Source organism: Micromonospora sp. Llam0 (genome assembly GCF_003751085.1).
Taxonomy (GTDB): domain Bacteria; phylum Actinomycetota; class Actinomycetes; order Mycobacteriales; family Micromonosporaceae; genus Micromonospora_E.
In genome coordinates this window covers 4897288-4915223 of sequence record NZ_RJJY01000001.1, presented here as the reverse complement: position 1 = coordinate 4915223, position 17936 = coordinate 4897288, and the positions used below count along the sequence as shown (strand labels likewise).

Annotated in this window: 15 protein-coding genes; 7 read left to right on the top strand and 8 right to left on the bottom strand. The window is 71.0% G+C overall.

Annotation, left to right across the window (positions count from 1 at the left end):
- Nucleotides 1-121: 121 nt before the first annotated feature.
- Together EDC02_RS21395 and EDC02_RS21390 are read right to left on the bottom strand one after the other, a co-directional pair.
- A complete protein-coding gene (locus tag EDC02_RS21395; RefSeq protein ID WP_123603498.1) occupies nucleotides 122-1918 on the bottom strand; it encodes a family 43 glycosylhydrolase in 1797 nt (598 codons plus the stop codon).
- 542 nt (nucleotides 1919-2460) lie between these two features.
- Entirely contained in the window at nucleotides 2461-2634 is a 174-nt protein-coding gene (locus EDC02_RS21390) for a DUF397 domain-containing protein (protein ID WP_123603497.1), read from the bottom strand.
- Between the two features lie 279 nt (nucleotides 2635-2913).
- On the opposite strand from EDC02_RS21390, the gene EDC02_RS21385 reads away from it, so the two are divergent.
- The gene (locus EDC02_RS21385) at nucleotides 2914-3222 is read left to right on the top strand and encodes a hypothetical protein (protein ID WP_148083538.1); all 309 of its coding nucleotides are present in this window, start codon (nucleotides 2914-2916) and stop codon (nucleotides 3220-3222) included.
- Between the two features lie 374 nt (nucleotides 3223-3596).
- Here the strand turns inward: EDC02_RS21385 and EDC02_RS21380 are convergent, their stop codons facing one another.
- Nucleotides 3597-4484: a helix-turn-helix transcriptional regulator gene (locus tag EDC02_RS21380; protein WP_123603495.1), complete on the bottom strand. Its 888-nt coding sequence runs from the start codon at nucleotides 4482-4484 to the stop codon at nucleotides 3597-3599.
- A gap of 260 nt (nucleotides 4485-4744) precedes the next feature.
- On the opposite strand from EDC02_RS21380, the gene EDC02_RS21375 reads away from it, so the two are divergent.
- The gene (locus EDC02_RS21375) at nucleotides 4745-5287 is read left to right on the top strand and encodes a hypothetical protein (RefSeq protein ID WP_148083537.1); all 543 of its coding nucleotides are present in this window, start codon (nucleotides 4745-4747) and stop codon (nucleotides 5285-5287) included.
- 36 nt (nucleotides 5288-5323) lie between these two features.
- Here EDC02_RS21375 and EDC02_RS21370 read toward each other — a convergent pair whose 3' ends face one another.
- Both EDC02_RS21370 and EDC02_RS21365 read right to left on the bottom strand, forming a co-directional pair.
- Nucleotides 5324-6346: an ADP-ribosylglycohydrolase family protein gene (locus EDC02_RS21370; protein WP_123603493.1), complete on the bottom strand. Its 1023-nt coding sequence runs from the start codon at nucleotides 6344-6346 to the stop codon at nucleotides 5324-5326.
- 33 nt (nucleotides 6347-6379) lie between these two features.
- Nucleotides 6380-7219: a bifunctional 2-polyprenyl-6-hydroxyphenol methylase/3-demethylubiquinol 3-O-methyltransferase UbiG gene (locus tag EDC02_RS21365; RefSeq protein WP_123603492.1), complete on the bottom strand. Its 840-nt coding sequence runs from the start codon at nucleotides 7217-7219 to the stop codon at nucleotides 6380-6382.
- 453 nt (nucleotides 7220-7672) lie between these two features.
- On the opposite strand from EDC02_RS21365, the gene EDC02_RS21360 reads away from it, so the two are divergent.
- Nucleotides 7673-8707, top strand: coding sequence for a glycoside hydrolase family 11 protein (locus EDC02_RS21360; RefSeq protein WP_123603491.1), 1035 nt, complete (start codon nucleotides 7673-7675; stop codon nucleotides 8705-8707).
- Nucleotides 8708-8819: 112 nt separating this feature from the next.
- Here EDC02_RS21360 and EDC02_RS21355 read toward each other — a convergent pair whose 3' ends face one another.
- On the bottom strand, nucleotides 8820-10019 hold the full coding sequence (locus tag EDC02_RS21355) for an RtcB family protein (protein ID WP_123603490.1): 1200 nt from the start codon (nucleotides 10017-10019) through the stop codon (nucleotides 8820-8822).
- A 218-nt stretch (nucleotides 10020-10237) separates the two neighbouring features.
- Nucleotides 10238-10924, bottom strand: coding sequence for a phosphodiesterase (locus tag EDC02_RS21350; protein ID WP_233606158.1), 687 nt, complete (start codon nucleotides 10922-10924; stop codon nucleotides 10238-10240).
- 298 nt (nucleotides 10925-11222) lie between these two features.
- On the opposite strand from EDC02_RS21350, the gene EDC02_RS21345 reads away from it, so the two are divergent.
- From EDC02_RS21345 to EDC02_RS21335, 3 genes are all read left to right on the top strand, one after another.
- Entirely contained in the window at nucleotides 11223-12062 is an 840-nt protein-coding gene (locus EDC02_RS21345) for a LacI family DNA-binding transcriptional regulator (protein ID WP_123603488.1), read from the top strand.
- Nucleotides 12063-12075: 13 nt separating this feature from the next.
- On the top strand, nucleotides 12076-13494 hold the full coding sequence (locus EDC02_RS21340) for a GH1 family beta-glucosidase (RefSeq protein WP_123603487.1): 1419 nt from the start codon (nucleotides 12076-12078) through the stop codon (nucleotides 13492-13494).
- A 152-nt stretch (nucleotides 13495-13646) separates the two neighbouring features.
- Nucleotides 13647-14627, top strand: a complete 981-nt coding sequence (locus EDC02_RS21335) for a sulfite exporter TauE/SafE family protein (RefSeq protein WP_123605013.1) — start codon at nucleotides 13647-13649, stop codon at nucleotides 14625-14627.
- A 38-nt stretch (nucleotides 14628-14665) separates the two neighbouring features.
- On the opposite strand, the gene EDC02_RS21330 is transcribed toward EDC02_RS21335, so the two are convergent.
- The gene (locus EDC02_RS21330) at nucleotides 14666-15553 is read right to left on the bottom strand and encodes a DUF3152 domain-containing protein (RefSeq protein WP_158632258.1); all 888 of its coding nucleotides are present in this window, start codon (nucleotides 15551-15553) and stop codon (nucleotides 14666-14668) included.
- Nucleotides 15554-15716: 163 nt separating this feature from the next.
- Here EDC02_RS21330 and EDC02_RS21325 point away from each other — a divergent pair, with 163 nt between their 5' ends.
- A complete protein-coding gene (locus EDC02_RS21325) occupies nucleotides 15717-17936 on the top strand; it encodes a glycoside hydrolase N-terminal domain-containing protein (RefSeq protein ID WP_123603485.1) in 2220 nt (739 codons plus the stop codon).

Sequence of the window (17936 nt, the reverse complement as noted above, 5' to 3'; positions counted from 1 at the left end):
CCGGCCGCCGGGGCGGTGTTGGGCCGGTGTTGGGCCGGTGCTGGCGGTAGGAGCGGAGTCCCCGGGCCCGGACAGCCGTCGGCGTCGACTGCCCGGGCCCGGGAACTCCGCTGGCTCGCGGTCAGCTCGCCGTGCAGGTGATGCTGCCGGGTGGCTGACTACTCCCGCTTGTCGACGCGATGAAGCCGGCGGTGGTCGACGATCCGGCGGAAAGTCGGCCGTTGTAGCTGGCGTTGGTCACCGTCACCTGGCTGCCCTGCTGGCTGAACGTGCCGCTCCAGCCCTGTGCCACGGTCTGCCCGGCGGGCAGGGTGAAGGTCACCCGCCAGCCGTCGATGGCGGTGGAGGTGCTGTTGGTGACCGTCAGCCGCCCCTCGTAGCCGCCCGGCCAGGACGCTGGTGCCGAAACGGTGGCCGTGCAGGACGACCCGGGTGTGGTCGGCGGTGGCGTCGTGGTCGGCGGTGCGGTGGTGGGCGGCGCGGTGGTCGGCGGCGCCGTCGTGGGTGGTGGCGTCGTGGGCGGCGGGCTGGTCGGTGGCGGGGTGGTGCCGGTGGAGAACTGCCACCAGTCGACGTTGAGCAGGTAGCCGCTGCCACCGGTGAACACCAGGTACAGGTCATGGGTGCCGGAGGCGCCGGTGACCGGGCAGGAGACACCGGTCCAGCTCTGCCAGCCGCCGGTGCCGGGCACGGCGCAGGTGCCGACCCGGGTGCCGGTCGGGCCACCGAGTCGCAGCTCGATGTTTCCGCCACTGGAGTCAGCGGCCACCCGCGCCGTGAACGAGGCCGCCCCGGCGCCGAAGGCAACGCCCTTCACCTTGATGTAGTCGCCGTTCTCGATCCAGCCGACGTTCATGGTGCCCTCGCTGGACGGCTCTGTTTCGATCCCGACCGACCAGGCGACCGTCTCGGCCTCCTGACGGACGTACGGGTTCAGGGTGCCGATCTGCGGCGCGCCCGCCGTGGTCATGTTCATCGTCGGGATCGTGCCGTCGGCGCGGTAGCTGAACTTCTCCACCGCGACGGACCGGGTGAATCCACCGCCGTCGGGCAGCGCGCCGTTGTGGTAGAAGAAGTACGAGCCACCGGCGAAGTCGATGACGCCGGGGTGGTTGGTGAAGCTGCCGCCCTGTCGCGGCATCACCGTACCCCGGTAGGTCCACGGGCCGGTCGGTCCGGGAGCCGTCGAGTAGCCGATGAACTCGGAGCAGCATTCGGCGGCGAAGACGTTGTAGTAGATCCCGTTGCGCTGGTAGACCCAGGGCCCCTCTTCGTACAGCGTGGGCCGGTCCGGATCGCCGGTGCGGGTGCCGAACCCGGCGGTGGTGAGTGGGATCCGGGTCGGGCTCCCCGAGTACGAGACCATGTCGGGGTTGAGCCGGATGTACCACAGGTTGGGGTTGCCCCAGTACAGGTAGGCCTGTCCGTCGTCGTCGATGAACGCGTGCGGGTCGATCTCGCCGTTGGCCACCAGCGGGTGGCCGAGCGCGTCGCGGAACGGGCCGGTCGGGCTGTCGGCCACCGCGACTCCGATCGCCATCGAGTTGGTCGCCGTGGCCTTCACCGGTACGTACCAGTAGAACTTGCCGTTGCGTTCGATGACGTGGCCGGCCCAGGCGTCGGCGCTGGCCCAGCTGAACGTGGTCAGGCTCAATGGTGAGCCGTGGTGTGTCCAGTTGACCATGTCGGCGGAGGAGAACAGGTGCCAGTCGTTCATTGTGAAGTACGTGGAGCCGTCCTCGTCGTGGCTGGTGTACAGGTACACCCGTCCGTCGTGGACCATCGGTGCCGGATCGGCGGTGTAGATGTGTTGCACGATCGGATTGTCGGCCCGGGCTGGGGCGGCGACGAGGAACGTCGCCACGCACAGCAGGCTCGCGACGAAACCGATGGCGCGGTTGCGTCTCGTTCTGGTCAAGGTGACTCCTCGTCGTACCGGGTGCGCGGAGATCGGCCAGGCCGACCGCCGGCGGACGATGCCGGCTAGTCGGGACAATCACCTGGTCAAGATGCGAGGGTGCCCGGACGCCATGGAGCGATGCTGTCGACGCGTCCGTGCCACCTGCTACGGTGCGTCGAAGCGTGCCCTTCGCTCCCGCGACCGAGGATAGCTGTTATCGATAACATCAGCAATCCATCGATGGTCGCCGAGTGGCGCGGGTGCTCGCCGGCGTCCATAGAGGGTGGCCGGGCGGTGGACGGGCTGACCTGGGTGAGGCAGATGTTTTCGCTAACAGGCCTTCTGCTGGTCGCCGCCAGCTGCGGTTCGGGCGCGCCCGAAGATGCCCACCACGGGGACGGGCGGGCGCTGGCCACCGGCCTCACCCGACTGGCAGCCGGACCGTGCATGGGCCGCGGCGGGCGTACAGACCGTCGATAGTGTCTGTTGCTCGCTGACTGTCTTGTCACCGACACATCAGCATCGCCAACGCGGCCCTCGAACCGCGCTGGTGCGAATGATCACAATGAGGAGAGGAAGGCTCTCCATCGTTCGTGATCGAATTGGAGACTGTGATCACGGGTCTTCGAGTCCCGGACGTGAACGCGGGTTTCGGTTCGGGCTACCTCGACACACTCTCCGCCAGCGCTGCGACTGCTCTTGTGCCAACTGGGCGGTGGTGGTGACTGCGGCACGGGTCCTCCCCTCGCTCTGCGAAGACACACCCGCCGCCGTGCGGATCCGTTGGTCAGCGGGAGTCGCCTCGCCGATCTGAAAACCGCTCGACATCGAGCATCCAAAGTATAGGCGGACGCATATGCGTATCAAACCCACGCGGGGTGCGCGCCCTGGGCGGACAGCTGGCGGATCTGCACGGCATGTCCGATTTGTCGTCGCCGAAGTGCTAGACTCAGGGCATCGGCAGATGGCTCCGCCGGACTCCCCTAATCAGCCAGGGGGCATCCGGTTCATCGGTGAGCGGCGCATCCAATGGAGGGGGCGGCTCGATGATGGGGAAGGGCTCGCAGGTCATGGTGTCGCAGGCCCCAGGTTCAGGCCGGAAGGCATCGTCGGCGCGTCCGATGCAGACGCTGCTGTACGCGGTCGTGGCCGGGCCGATCGTCGTGGGACTGTCAGCGGTCGTCGGTGCAGTCGCCGGGGCGATCGACGATGCGTTGATCTGGCCGGCGAGACTGTTCGCCTTCCTCGTGCTGGTCGCCATCGCCGGACTGGCGGCCAGTCGGGTGATCGCCTGGCTGGCCTCGGCGGGCGCGACGCGCTGATCCGCGCCGGGCGGCCCAGCCCTTGCGTACCAGCGTGTCAAGTAGCCGTAGCCGTGTCGCGAGCCGTCGTTGAGCCCATGCGATTAGCAAGACGGCGACCGTGGCAGCGCAGGCTGCGAGCCAGCGCAGCGGGTCGAGACGCAGGTATCCCACCACGGTCAGCAGACTCACCGTCGGCACCGAAACGACGGCAACGCGCCGCCAGGGAGCAGCTGTGACTGAACCCCAGCGGCGCGCTGGCGGGTCGGCGTGGTGCCCGGTCCCGACAAGTCCGGTGGCGTCGGAGAGCAACTGGCGGTCCAGCTGCCCGTCTGATGTCTGCGAGGATGTCATGCCACGTCCCCTTCGCGAACCACAGCACAGGCGCCGCTCAGCTAGCCTGTTGTCACTTTGGACCTCGAGGGCCCACCGAGATGTGCGATCAGCTCGTCTATGACGCCGTTCAGGCGGGCCTTCGGAGTGGCGAGGTCCTCAAGTTGGAAGAACAGATCGATATAGTTGGCAACCTCGTCCTGGGCGCTGACCGTCTCGTCCCGGCCGCCTTCGGTGTGTACCAGATCGTCGTCGGCCGGATTGGGAAAGTCCAGGATGGTGAAAGGCTTGATCATTCCGCGGTACTCGCCCGCGTCGAACCTGATCACCTGGACGTGGATGTTCGGTCGTTCGTTCAGCACCTTGAGCCACTCGAGCTGCCGAACCATCACCCCTGGCCGCCCGACCGCGCGACGGACGGCGGCTTCGTCCATGATGAACGACAAGGCCGGCGGCTCGTCTCGGGAGAGTAGTTCCTGCCGCTCCATCCGGGCGCGCACCAGGCGCTCGACGTCGTCGTCGGAGAACGACGCCGAGGCGTAGCTACGAATGATCGCCCGGGCATACTCCTCGGTCTGCAGCAATCCGGGCACGAGCAGCGGCTGGAACCCCCGGATGCGGGATGCGGAGCTCTCGTAGCCCAGGTACTGCAGCAGCGCCGGGCTCATCACGTCCCGGTACGACGCCCAGGTCTGCCGCTTGGCGATCTTTGCCGTCTCGATGAGCTCGTTGATCTGCGTGACGTCGTTGATTTCGTAGTGCGCCAGTAGTGCGCGCAGGTCGCTGACCGAGATGCTGGACTCGCCTGTTTCGATGCGGATCAGCTTGGACGTCGACCAGTCCAGTTCACGGGCCACATCCTTCTGAGTGAGCTGCCGGGTCTGCCGGAAGTCGCGCAGGGTGATCCGCAGGCGCCGCCGTTGCACCTCTGGATCGTTGTTCGTGCTCATCGGCACTCCTAGGATCAGTCAATCTGCGATGTAGCACCATGCTACGTGACTGGATCGATTATTCCAGAGTGCCGCCTCGGATTTTGCGGGCTTCGTGTCCGCTCTTGGTCAGCGTTACAGTGTCAAACCGGGGCAAATCATCTCCGCCTTCCCTCAGGATGAGAGCATCGCTCGTGCGTGCTCCGGATTGACAGGTAGCAGAATCTGACCTGGTGGTGGTGCAGGTTGAAGTGGTCGCCCGGGATGTCTACCGTGTGTGTATGAACCAGGAGGATGTCGTGACGACCGTGGTCGACTCCGCCGAGCCGCTTGCGCCGGCACCCGAAGCGGGATTCACCCGGAAACTGGTCCTTCTGGCCGTCGGTGGGGCGCTGGTCGGCCTGGCGATCACGGCTGCGCTCGGCGGTGACGCACCGTTCACCGTCCAGTCCTGGGGGCGGACGGTGCTACTGCTGGCCGCCGTCGCGTTGGCCGCCGGCGTCGGGGCGTTGGTCCATCGCACCATCACCGGGCCCGGCCAGGTCAACCATCTTGCTGCCGCCCGCCTCGAAGCGGTGTCGACCGAGTTGGACACCGCGCTGCGGCACGCAGAGGCGTCGCGGGCTGTTACCGACTCGCCGACGGCCCAGGCCCAGGCCGACGCGTTGAGCGACAAACTCGACGCCCTCAACACCGAGTTCGAATCGCTCATGCGCAACGTGACCAGTGTCGAGTCGAAGCTGGCGAGCGCCAACCGAACCGCGTGGGCGACGTTCTTCCTCGGCGCGCTGGTCGGCCTGGTCACCCAGGTCACGCTGGGCTGACCGGCGGGCTCGGTCGGTTCAGGGCCGTCGGCCCGGTCAATCCCAGGCCCGACCGAGGGCGTGCAGTTGGTCGGCGTACTCGATCCGGTCCGGCCACGTCGTCGGCCAGGCCGCCGTTGCGTACGCCGCGCCGAGGAACGCCCCGGCCAGACACGCGATCGAGTCCGAGTCACCGGAGGTGGCCGCCCCGCGGGCCAGCCCGCCCACCGGGTCGTCGGCGTGCCACAGTGCGCAGAGCAGCCCGGTGGCCAGGGACTCCTCCGCGATCCAGCCCTCCCCGGTGACCCGGCAGGCGTCGCCGCCGTCGTCCCCGGCGGCCAACGCCGCGTCGAGCCGGTCCAGCACGTCGAGACACTCGTCCCAGCCTCGCGAGATGAACCCCGCCGGACTGTCCATTCCCGGCCGCTGCCACAGCGGGCCGAGCCAGTCGTCGCGGTACACCTCCCGCTGCCCGCGACAGTGCTCACGCAGCAGGCCGGGCAGCGCCGGCAGGGGCGTACCCGCGCGCAGCAGCCGGACCGCGACGGCGGTCAACTCGCTCGCGGCCAGCGCGGTCGGGTGGCCGTGGGTCAGCCCGGCCTGCAACTGCGCGACGCCGGCCACGGTGTCGTCGTCGTAGGCGTCGACCAGACCGACCGGGGCGACCCGCATGTTCGCCCCGCAGCCCTTCGACCCGGCGACGGTGGCCTGCTGCCAGGCGACTCCGGTAGCCAGTTCGCCGCAGGCCCGCAGGCAGGTCATTCCCGGGGCCCGGTTGTTGTCCGGGCTGGCCGCCCAGGCCAGGAACCGGGCCCGGAGCAGCGGCTCCAGCCCGTCCGGGGTGGCGGCCGGGGCGTCGTGCAGCGCCCAGCCGACCGCGAGGGTCATCTGGGTGTCGTCGGTGACCAGTGCCGGCTCGCCGACCAGCTCACGCGGCCCGGCCAGGCCGTACCGGTGGTGGATCTCGGCGACCGTCAGGAACTCGGTCGGCTTGCCGAGGGCGTCACCGTACGCCAGCCCGAACAGGCACCCGGACGCCCGGCCACCTGCCGCCGTATCACCCGCCGCCGTACCATCCACCGCGACCTCCCCCGTCTCGTCCCGGTCGGCAGGCTAGTCGGGCCGGTCAACCGGCGCGCGTCCCACCTTCGGCACCGGTACGACACCGGACGCCAGCAGGTGCGCGCTCGCGGCGAGCAGCGCCGGCTCCCGGCCGTAGACCCGGGCGATCCCGAGCGCGTGGTCGAGCACGACGTCCGCGTCCGGTGCGTCGGCCGCCGCCTCGGCCGCCGTCCATCCCGGACCTTCGATTCCCTGTACGGCGACCCGCGTCAGGCCCGCCGCCTCGAACTCGTCCGTCAGCTCGTCGACGCGATGGAAGTAGGCCACGGTGAAGCCGATCCCGGGGTTGTTGCGCCCATCGGTGAGCAGCGTGCGCGCCTCCCGCGCGATCGACTCGGCCCACCGGCGGGTCGCGGCGAAGTGGAGCGGGCCGGCGAAGCGGGAGATCGCGGCGGCGACGACGAGACCGCCCGGTCGGGTCACCCGGACCGCCTCGGTCAGCGCGGTGACCCGGTCGTCGCGGTGCACCAGGTGGTAGAGCGGCCCGAGCAGCAGTGTCGCGTCGTACCTGTCGTCGGTCTCTGGCAACGCGCGGGCGTCGGCGACGTCGGCGTCGATCGTCGGCCGACCGGACCGGGCCTGCGTGACGTGCGCCGGGACCAGGTCCAGCAGCCGGATCCGGTGGCCGGCGGCGGCGAGGTGCCGGGCGTACGCGCCGTCGGCCCCGCCGACGTCGAGGATTCGGGCCGGGGGTACCGGCAGCAGGTCGTCGAGCAGTTCGAGAGTACGCAGCCACTCCAGCCGGCCGGACGGACGGGCCCGCAGCCGGTCCGCCTCCCGGTGGCGGGAGGTGTAGTAGTCGACGATGATCGCGGACGACGGGTCGGCCATGCCGTCATCATCGGCGACCGCCGACCGGCCCGGCCAGGGGTTTTCTGCGCGGCCCGGGTCGGCCGCCGGCAGTCCTCGGCTGCTCCGGCCGTACCCCGAAATACTTCCGGAAGCTCAGCCCGGAAGCCGGGTCGCCGGATGCGCCCCGCAGCGGGAGTACGCGATGACCGTGCCGACCTGCTGATTGGCCAGGCAGGACCGCTGGCCAGCTCGAACGCCTGCCCAGCCGCAGGCGGGCCGGCCGGCACGGTGTTTCCGTAATGTTTCCGAAAGTTGTTGACAAGCGGCCGACTGCCTCATACCGTCGTCCCATCGACTTATCTCTATGATCGTCGATCCCCACCACCGCGCGGTACGGCGCCGATCCCCGGCGGCGGTCACCGTCCACGACAGGCTGTCGGGTCGTACCGCACCGCTGGCTCCCGCCAGCCTTCAAAAGGAGGAAACACCTACATGAAGGACACTCTCGTCAAGCCGAGAAGGCGCGGTCGCATGCGGCTGCTGATCGGCACCGCGTGCGCCGCCGCGCTGGTCGTCAGCGGCATGGTGATCGCCCCCAGCGCGTACGCCGAGGCCGACCGGACCCTCACCTCGAACCAGACCGGCACGCACAACGGCTACTTCTTCTCGTTCTGGAAGGACGGCGGCAGCGCCAGCATGACGCTGCGCGAGAACGGCCGCTACTCCAGCCAGTGGAGCAACAACACCAACAACTGGGTCGGTGGCAAGGGCTGGGCCACCGGTACCCGCCGGACGGTCAGCTACTCGGGCAGCTACAACCCGGGCAACAACAACACCTACCTCGCCCTGTACGGGTGGACGCGCAACCAGCTCATCGAGTACTACGTGGTCGAGAACTTCGGCAGCTACAACCCGAGCAGCGGCGCGCAGCGGATGGGCTCGGTCACCACCGACGGCGGCGTCTACGACATCCTGCGCAGCCAGCGGGTCAACGCGCCGTCGATCGACGGCACCCAGACGTTCTACCAGTACTGGAGCGTCCGGCAGCAGAAGCGCACCGGCGGCACCATCACCACGGCGAACCACTTCGACGCCTGGGCGCGTGCCGGCATGCAGCTCGGCTCCAACCACAGCTACCAGGTGATGGCGACCGAGGGCTACCAGAGCAACGGCAGCTCCGACATCACCGTCTGGGAAGGCGGCGGCGGCGACCCTGGACCGGGCGACCCTGGACCGGGCGACCCTGGACCGGGCGACCCGGGCCAGAGCAACTGCACCGCGGTGCTGTCGGCCGGCCAGCAGTTCGGCGACCGGTTCAACCTCAACGTCTCGGTGCAGAACGTCAGCAACTGGACCGTCACCCTCAGCCTGCACGGCGGACAGAGCCTGCAGAACAGCTGGAACGCCTCGGTCAGCGGCACGACCGGGAACATCACCGCCAGGCCGAACGGCAGCGGTAACAACTTCGGAGTGACGATCATGCACGGCGGCAACTGGACCTGGCCGACAGTCACCTGTCGAACATGACCCCGACCGACCGTCGATAGCAACCACTGTCGACAGGGCACATCGTGGGCGGGTCGACCCTGCTGGGAGGGTCGACCCGCCCCGGTGCGCACCCCGGTCGCCTATCCGGTGGTCAACCCTTGACGCAGACCACCTGCCGCAGGTGCGCCACCACCTCGACCAGGTCGGCCTGCTCGGCGAGCACCTGGTCCAGGTCCTTGTACGCCGCCGGGATCTCGTCGACCACACCGGCGTCCTTGCGGCACTCCACCCCGGCGGTCTGCTCGGCCAGGTCGTCGACGGTGTAGGTCTTCTTCGCCTTCGACCGTGACATCCGTCGACCCGCGCCGTGCGACGCCGAGCAGTACGCCGCCTCGCTGCCCCGACCCCGCACGATGTAGGACCCGGTCCCCATCGACCCGGGGATGATGCCCAGCTCGCCCCGCCCGGCCCGGATCGCCCCCTTGCGGGTCACCAGCAGCGGCACCCCGTCGTAGACCTCCTCGGCCACGTAGTTGTGGTGGCAGGAGATCGGCTCGTCGAAGCGGACCGCCGGCACCGCCGTGCGCAGCACCCGGCAGAGCAGCGCCAGCATGACCGAGCGGTTGCGGGCCGCGTACTCCTGCGCCCAGGCCAGGTCCCGCCGGTACGCCGCCATCTCCGGGGTGTCGGCGAGGAAGACCGCCAGGTCGCGGTCGGGCAGGTCCGCGTTGTGCGGCAGCTTCCGGGCCGCCGCGATGTGCCGCTCGGCCAGCTCCTTGCCGATGTTGCGGGAGCCGGAGTGCAGCATGAGCCAGACCCGTCCGGCATCCGGACCGCCCTGCTCGACGCAGACTTCGATGAAGTGGTTGCCGCCGCCGAGCGTGCCGAGTTGACGCTGCGCCCGGGACTCCAGCGCGGCGACCCCGGGGTGCAGGTCGGCGAAGCCGGACCAGAACCGGTCCCAGCCGGCGGTGGGCAGGCCGTGCACCCGACGCGGGTCGACCGGGGTGTCGCGGGCCTGGAAGCCGACCGGGACCGCGGCCTCGATCGCGGTACGCAGCGCGCCCAGATCGTCCGGCAGCTGCGCGTCGGTCAGGCTGGCCCGCACCGCCGACATGCCGCAGCCGATGTCGACGCCGACCGCGGCCGGTGCCAGCGCCTGGCGCATCGCGATCACCGAGCCGACGGTGGCACCCTTGCCGTAGTGCACGTCGGGCATCACCGCGACGCCGTGCACCCACGGCAGCGTGCCGATGTTGCGCAACTGCTGGCTGGCCTGCGGCTCGATGGTCGCCGGATCGGTCCAGACCTTGACCGGGGCCCGGGTGCCGGGCAGCAGCGTATGACTCATGGAAAACTCCTGGGTTCGGTACGGGGAGCGCGACGGCGACCCGGTGCCGGCTGCGGCACCGGGAAAGGTCGGCGTGGATCGCCGGAAGGATCGGTGAGGATCAGCGGGACAGCGGCGAGGATCAGCGGGACTGCTGGTGGGCGCGGCTCAGCCGCGTCGGGCGGCGGCGGGTTTCGCCAGCGGTCGCATCGGTGGCTCCTCGGGTGTCACGGTGCCGTTCACGCTAGCGGTCGCCGGCCGGCGGCGGCAATCGGATTGTCGTCGGTGCTGGCGCCCCGGGCTCGCCGGGAGGCGGCGTAGGTGACGGTACGGAGCCGTTGGATCAGCCCACCCGTTCGCAGCCGCAGCGGAGGGTGTCCGGTCGGGTCGAAGGCGAGCGCGGCGTCGACGGCGGACGGCAGCGGTTCGCCGACGTCGATCCGACCGAACGTCCGCCAGTGGCTGGTGGCGGTGGCCGCCGCCAGCCGCAACACGATCGGGCGACGGGCGGCGACCTCAGCGAGCCGCTCGACCGCGCCGCCGAGGCGGCCCGGGGTGGCCGGAGACGCGGCCAGATAGATCCGGTGCCGGCCGTGCCGCAACGACAGGATGCTGCCGTACGTGGTGGCGAAGTCGCGTCGGGGCAGCGGAAGGTGGCGCAGTACCGGCGCCCGGCCGGCACTGGACACCAGCAGGTCGACCGGGCGGTCCGGGACCTGGATCCGGACCGCCAGGCCGAGGATGTCCGGCCAGCCGGGCGGGGTCGGGGTGCCCCGGGAGAAGCGGATGACGGCCGGCCACCGTCCCGCGGGCAGGAACCAGTCGGCGAGCGGCCCCCAGAGCTGGACCTCGCCGGTGAACGAGCAGCCGCGAGGGTGCAGCAGCCGGCCGCCTCGCACCCGCGCCAGCCGGGCTCCGAGGGTCACGGCGCAAGGCATACCCAGGTTCGGGGCGATCTACCGCCGACGGCCTACGTCCACGGCGTACCGCTGTCGGGTGCCGGCGGTGCGCACGGTGGCGGGTCCGTTGTCGCCGACCGACGTACGAGTCGATGACTCACTATGCGTGTTCGACCGTGGGGTGCTGTAACAGGGGAGGTGCCTGAAAACTTCTTCACGTAACACCATTGACATCTGCACTTTCCCAGCTCTAGCTTCGTCGAAACGTTTCGACCAGCGCCTCGGCCACGCAAGGTGCGCCAGCGCTCAACCGAGCGGAGTGAGAATGAGTTCGTTACGCGACGTAGCCAAGCGGGCGAACGTCGCCGTCAGTACGGTGTCGGCCGCGCTCAACGGCACCCGTCCGGTGGCCGCCGACACACGAACGCGCATCGAGGCGGCCGCCGCCGAACTCGGATACCGGCCCAACCTGCTCGCCCGCGGGCTGGTCAGCAAACGCACCCGGATTCTCGCCCTGCTCTACCCGGCCCCGGAGCGTGGCTTCGGGCTGACCGAGATGCAGTTCGCCACCAGTGCCGCCGAGGCGGCCAGTGCCGCCGGCTACCACCTGCTGCTCTCGCCCGAGAACGCCGACCCGGTCGAGGAGCTGCGCTACCTGACCGGCCTCGGACTCATCGACGGCGTACTGCTGATGGAGGTCCGCCTGGACGACGAACGGGTCGACTTCCTCACCGATGCCGGGGTGCCGTTCAGCATGATCGGCCGGACCCGGGACCCGGCCGGGATCGACCACGCCGACATCGACTTCCAAGCCGCCGCCCGCGACGCGGTGGCGCATCTGGCCGGGCTCGGTCATCGCGGGTTCGCCTTCGTCAACCACCCGGCAGAGGCCTACGCCGCCCACTACGGACCTACCGTACGCACCGGTGCCGAGTTCGCCATGGCCGCCGCCGACGCCGGCCTGACCTACCTCGACGCCTTCCCGGCCGAGACCGCCGAGCAGGGCCGCCGCATCAGCGGACGGCAGGCATCCTGGAGCCTGTTGATCGTCGGGGAGTCGGCCGCCGATACGTCCAGCCCAGGCCCGCTCGACGTCACCGAGGCGGGCGTCCGGGTCACCGCCGACCCGGGCACCGACCAGATCGAGATCGTGCTCAGCGCGTAAGGAGAATCCCGACATGTCCGTATCGCCGCTATCTGGCCGCGTCTTCCCCGGCAACTTCCTCTGGGGTACGGCGACCGCGTCGTACCAGGTCGAGGGGGCCGCCGCAGTGGACGGCCGGACGCCCTCCATCTGGGACACCTTCGCGCACACCCCCGGTCTGGTCACCAACGGCGACACCGGTGACGTGGCCTGCGACCACTACCACCGGCTGGAGGAGGACCTGGACATCCTCGCCGAGCTCGGCGTCGGCGCGTACCGGTTCTCGATCTCCTGGTCCCGGGTGCTGCCCGGGGCCGGCAGCCAGCTCAACCAGCGGGGCGTGGACTTCTACTCGGCGCTGGTCGACGGGCTGCGGGCCCGGGGGATCGCGCCGGTCGCCACCCTCTACCACTGGGACCTGCCGCAGGAGCTGGAGGACGCCGGCGGCTGGCCGCACCGGGACACCGCCGAGCGGTTCGCCGAGTACGCCGGCCGGATGGGCGAGGTGCTCGGCGACCGGGTGCACACCTGGATCACCCTCAACGAGCCGTGGTGCTCGGCGTACCTGGGCTACGGCTCCGGGGTGCACGCCCCGGCGCGCACCGAGCCGGCCGCCGCGTTGGCCGCCGTGCACCACCTCAACCTCGGTCACGGTCTGGCGGTACGCGCGCTGCGGGCGAGCATCGACCCGGCGGCCCGGGTCAGCGTGACGTTGAACCTGCACCAGGTGCGGGGCGAGTCGCCCGGCGACGCCGAGGCGGTGCGCCGGATCGACGCGCTGGCCAACCGGGCTTTCCTCGGGCCGATGCTGGACGGGGCGTACCCACGGGACCTGATCGACGACACCGCGGCGGTGACCGACTGGTCGTTCGTGCGCGACGGCGACGAGGCGGCCGCGCACGCCCCGCTGGACCTGCTCGGGGTGAACTACTACAACCCGGTGCTGGTCCGCCAGTGGGACGGGGTGTCGGCGCGGTCGACCGCCGACGGGCACGCCGACGGGGCGGCCTCGCCGTGGATCGGTGTCACCGACGTCGAGTTCGTCACCCAGCCCGGCCCGTACACCCAGATGGGCTGGAACATCGACGAGACCGGGCTGACCGAACTGCTGCTGCGGCTGCACCGTGACTACCCGGGGCTGCCAATGATGATCACCGAGAACGGGGCGGCGTTCGACGACGTGCTCGACGACGACGGCCGGGTCCGTGACCCGCGACGGGTCGACTACCTGCACCGGCACCTGACCGCGGTGGCCGAGGCGATCGACGGCGGGGCCGACGTACGCGGGTACTTCGTGTGGTCGCTGATGGACAACTTCGAGTGGGCGCACGGGTACGGCAAGACGTTCGGCATCGTGCACGTCGACCGGCAGACGATGCGGCGTACCTGGAAGGAGAGCGCGCACTGGTACCGGCGGGTGGTGGCCGCGAACGCGCTGCCGGCCGCCCGCTGACCGGGCCGGTCGGCCCGGCGCGGCCGGTCGGCCCCGCCGCCGCCGGGTGGTGGCCGCTGACCGCGAACTGCCCGGATCCGGTTCACCTATCGACCTGATAATTCCGATCGACATGCTAGACATTGCCGGTCCGGTCCGGCACCCTCGACAGGGTGGACTGGGTATTGGTGCTGGCCGGTTGCGGCATCGGAATCATCGTCGGGCTGACCGGCATGGGCGGCGGGGCGCTGATGACCCCGATGCTGGTGATCTTCTTCGGCGTACCGCCGCTCGCCGCCGTCTCCAGCGACCTGGTGGTCAGCGCGGTGATGAAACCGGTCGGCGGGCTGGTGCACATCCGGCGGCGTACCGTGCACTGGTCGCTGGTCGGCTGGCTCTGCCTGGGCAGCGTGCCGAGCGCGTTCGTCGGCGTCCTGCTGCTGCGCTCGCTCGGCGACGGCGAGCGACTGCAGCAGGGCATCAAGGTGGCGCTCGGGGCGGCGCTGGTGCTGGCCGCCGCCGGCCTGGTGTTCCGCACCTACACCCGGATGGCCGAGCACGCCGCCCGCCGCCGGGCCGGCACCGCCGGCCTGTCCGGCAGCGACTCCGCACCGGCCGAGCCGCCGCTGCGGGCCCGGCCGCTGCCGACCGTGCTGATCGGTGCCGTCGGCGGTCTGATCGTCGGGATGACCAGCGTCGGCTCCGGCTCGCTGATCATCATCGCGTTGCTGATGCTCTACCCGCTGCTGCGGCCCGCCTTCCTGGTCGGCACCGACCTGGTGCAGGCGGTGCCGCTGGTGATCGCCGCCGCCGTCGGGCACCTGCTGTTCGGCGACTTCCGCCTCGACCTGACCACCTCGCTGCTGCTCGGCGCGGTGCCCGGGGCGTGGCTCGGCGCACAGCTGTCGTCGCGGGCACCCGGCGGCCTGGTCCGCCGAGCGTTGACCCTGGTGCTGCTGGCCAGCGCCATGAAGCTGCTCGGCGTGCCGGACATCCCGCTGCTGGTGGCCCTCGCCGCCGTCGTGGTCGCCGGGTCGTTCGGCTGGATGGCCGCCCGCCGCCGGCACGGCCTGCCCGCGCTGGCCCGTACCGAGCTGCGCGAGCCGGACCGGCCGGCCGACCGGGCCGAACCGCTGCGGGTCGGCGGCCGGTGACGGTCGGGACACCATGCTGGTTGGGACACCGGTGACGGTCAGGACGGCTGCCACGGGCCGCTGACGAACCGGCCGTCCTCGTCGAACGGGTACGGGTTCGGCAGGCAGCCGCCCAGGTCGGTGGTCTGCAGGCCCATCACCGGGGCCAACTGGCCCTGGCCGGCGCAGCCCATGTGGTCGAAGCCCAGGTAGTGGCCGATCTCGTGGTTGATCACGCTGGTCTGGTAGTCGTCGATGGTGACCGGGTAGCCGTCCGCGCCCTGCAGCCAGCGGCGCAGGTTGATCATGATGGTGGTGCCGAACCGGCAGGAGAAGACCCCGGCCGTGGTCAGCCCGACCTGACCGCACAGCCGGTCGACGGTCTGCGGGGTGGCCAGCCGGATCCGCACGTCGTAGCTGTTCCCGCCGACCCGCCGGAACGACCACGACGCCCGGTTCAACCCGACACTGCGCTCGGTCACCGGGTGGAACCCCGACTCGGTCCAGCCACGGGAGGCGGCCAGGACGCCGTCCACCCGGTCGGCGAACCGCCGTACCGCCCACGGCTCCAGGCTGCCCCAGTCGATGCCCTGTTCGACCTCGACGCGGTAGGTGACGATCCGGGCACCGATACCGATCCGGCCCGCCGCCCCGTCGGCGGCGGCGAAGCTGCCACTGGCCGAGCGGGGAATCGCCGAATCCGGCGGCACGGTCGGTGTGGGGCTCGGTGTCGGGCTCGGGCTGGCGCTCGGCGTCGGGCTGGACCCGGCGGCGTCCGCCGTCGCGCTCGGACCGGTCGGATCGGCCGTCGCCGGCTGTCCGCCGGCCGCACCCGGTGCCGGCAGCCACTGCGGTTGCGCCGGGGCGGTGCCACAACCGACCAGTACGCCGGCAGCCAGCACCGCTGTCAGCAGCGCCGCCGGGACCGGATATCGCCCGATACGCACCTTCAGCCAACTCCCCTCGGCGACGTCAAGCCACCCAACCACAGCGACGGCGTCCGTCCCACCCCAGGTGACCTGTGGTGATCCGGGTCGCACGCGGCCGGACAGCCGCTACGGGTCACGGCGTGACCGCCGTCCGCCGAGGAGGTTGGCTAAGGTCGATCCGATGCACCGGATCGACGACACGGCGCCCGCGACGCGCTGGGAAGACGCCTTCCTCACCGGCAACGGCGAGTACGGGCTGATGGTGCAGGGCGACCCGACCGCCGAGCGGATCGTGCTCGACCACCACCGGTTCGTGCTGCCCAACGGCACCCGCGACCGGCGGCCACCGGAGCTGGCCGGGGTCATCGAACAGGTCCGGGACTTGATCCTGGCCGGCCGACGGGCCGAGGCCGGCCGGCTGCTCGCCGACGGCCGGCAGCTGGAGTGGACCCAGTCGTTCCACCCCGGCTACGCGCTGACCGTCGACGAGCCGACCATCGCCGGCCGGTCCGCCGAGCCGGCACCGCTGCCCGCCGACTACCTGCGTACCACGGATTTCACCACCGGCGAGATCACCGTGCGGTGGGCCGGCGACCGCACCCGGCGAGCCTTCGTCTCCCGCGCGGACCGGGTCGCCGTGATCCGGCTCGCCGCCGGCGAATGCCTGCTCGGCGCCACCGGCGACCTGCCCGGCCGACCGCCCGACGTCAGCTACGACATCACCGCCTACCGGCGGGACGGATATGCGTTCCTGCGGGTCCGGGGCAGCTATCCGGCCGGCCTCGGGGCGTACGGCTTCGAAGGGCTGACCCTGGTGACCGGCGACACCGAGATCGTCGGCGACCGGATCCTGATCGGCGGGGACGCGTTGGCGCTGACCGTGCTCGACCGTTACGACGTGCCGGGCTGGGGCACCGATGCGTTGCACGCCCGGCTCGCCGGGCTGGCCGACGCCGACTACGGGCAACTGCTGGCCCGGCACGTGGCCCTGCACCGGCCGATGTACCAGCGGGTCGAGCTGCGGTTGCGGGTCGACGAGGCCGACCGGCGCCGTCCGGTCGGTGAGCTGCTCGACGCCCAGCGCGCCGACGACCAGCGACTGTCACCGGCGCTGCTGGAGCGGCTGTTCCACGCCGGCCGGTACCTGCTGATCAGCTCCAGCGGGGTGCTGCCGCCCCGACTGACCGGGCTCTGGCTGGCCTCCTGGGACGCCGCCTGGGCCGGCGACTTCACCACCGACGCCAACCTGAACCTGCAGTTGGCCGGGGCGAACATCGGCGCGCTGCCGGAGGTGACCGCGGCGCACCGACGGTTGATCGCCGGCCAGGTCGACGACTGGCGACGCAACGCGCGGGCGGTGTACGGCGGCCGTGGCCTGCTGGCGCCGGGGCGCACCGACGGCGAGCACGGGCACCTGTTCCACCTCTGCGACGAGTGGCCCTGGCCGGCCTGGCTGCCCGGCGCGCACTGGCTGCTGTACCCGCTGTGGGAGCACCATCTGGTCACCGGGGAGCCGCTGGGGGAGGTGGCCGGTTGGCTGGTCGAGGCGGCCGAGTTCTTCGAGGACTTCCTCACCCGGGTCGGCGACGACGGTCGATACGTGATCGTGCCGTCGTTCTCCGCCGAGACCGGGCCGCCCGACGAGCACGGCGAGCCGGTCTATCCGGCGGTGAACGCCACCATGGACATCGCCGCCGCCCGGCACGCGATGCGGGTCGCGGGCGGGTTGACCGGTGCGCCCCGGTGGGCCGACCTGGCCGCGCGGCTGCCCGGGTACCTGGTGGACGAGCGGGGCGCGCTGGCCGAGTGGGCCTGGCCCGGCTACCGCGCCGACGACGACCACCGGCACGTCAGCCACCTCTACCCGGTGTGGCCGCTGCACGAGATCACCCCGGACGGGACCCCGGAGCTGGCCCGCGCGGCCCACCGGGCACTGGCGGTACGCGGCGACGAGAACCTGTCCGCGCACGGCAGCCTGCACCGGGCGCTGGTCGCCGCCCGGCTGCGCGACGCCGGCCTGGCCGCCGACAACCTGCGGAAGATCTTCTGCGCGGACATGTTCTTCCGGTCGTTGATGAGTGCCCACAACCCGGGGCTGCAGACCTATAACGCCGACGCCGTGCACACGCTGCCCGGCGTCCTGATCGAGCTGCTGGTCGATTCGCGTCCCGGGTCGCTGCACCTGCTGCCGGCCTGGCCGGTCGAGCTGCCCGGCGGCATCCTGCGCGGGGTGACCTGCCGGGGCCGGATCACCGTCGAGGAGCTGACCTGGGACGCCACGACGCTGCGGGTCCGGCTCCGCTCGGCGCTCACCCAACAGGTGACGGTACGCAGCCCGTACGGTGCGAGGGCGGTGGACCTGCCCGCCGATGAACCGGTGGAGCTTTCCCTGCATACTTAG

Bases quoted from the DNA above. Each gene is read 5' to 3' on its own strand.
- EDC02_RS21380 (WP_123603495.1), bottom strand. From the start codon at position 4,484: ATGAGCACGAACAACGATCCAGAGGTGCAACGGCGGCGCCTGCGGATC.
- EDC02_RS21375 (WP_148083537.1), top strand. From the start codon at position 4,745: ATGAACCAGGAGGATGTCGTGACGACCGTGGTCGACTCCGCCGAGCCG.
- EDC02_RS21365 (WP_123603492.1), bottom strand. From the start codon at position 7,219: ATGGCCGACCCGTCGTCCGCGATCATCGTCGACTACTACACCTCCCGC.
- EDC02_RS21360 (WP_123603491.1), top strand. From the start codon at position 7,673: ATGAAGGACACTCTCGTCAAGCCGAGAAGGCGCGGTCGCATGCGGCTG.
- EDC02_RS21355 (WP_123603490.1), bottom strand. From the start codon at position 10,019: ATGAGTCATACGCTGCTGCCCGGCACCCGGGCCCCGGTCAAGGTCTGG.
- EDC02_RS21345 (WP_123603488.1), top strand. From the start codon at position 11,223: ATGAGTTCGTTACGCGACGTAGCCAAGCGGGCGAACGTCGCCGTCAGT.
- EDC02_RS21340 (WP_123603487.1), top strand. From the start codon at position 12,076: ATGTCCGTATCGCCGCTATCTGGCCGCGTCTTCCCCGGCAACTTCCTC.
- EDC02_RS21325 (WP_123603485.1), top strand. From the start codon at position 15,717: ATGCACCGGATCGACGACACGGCGCCCGCGACGCGCTGGGAAGACGCC.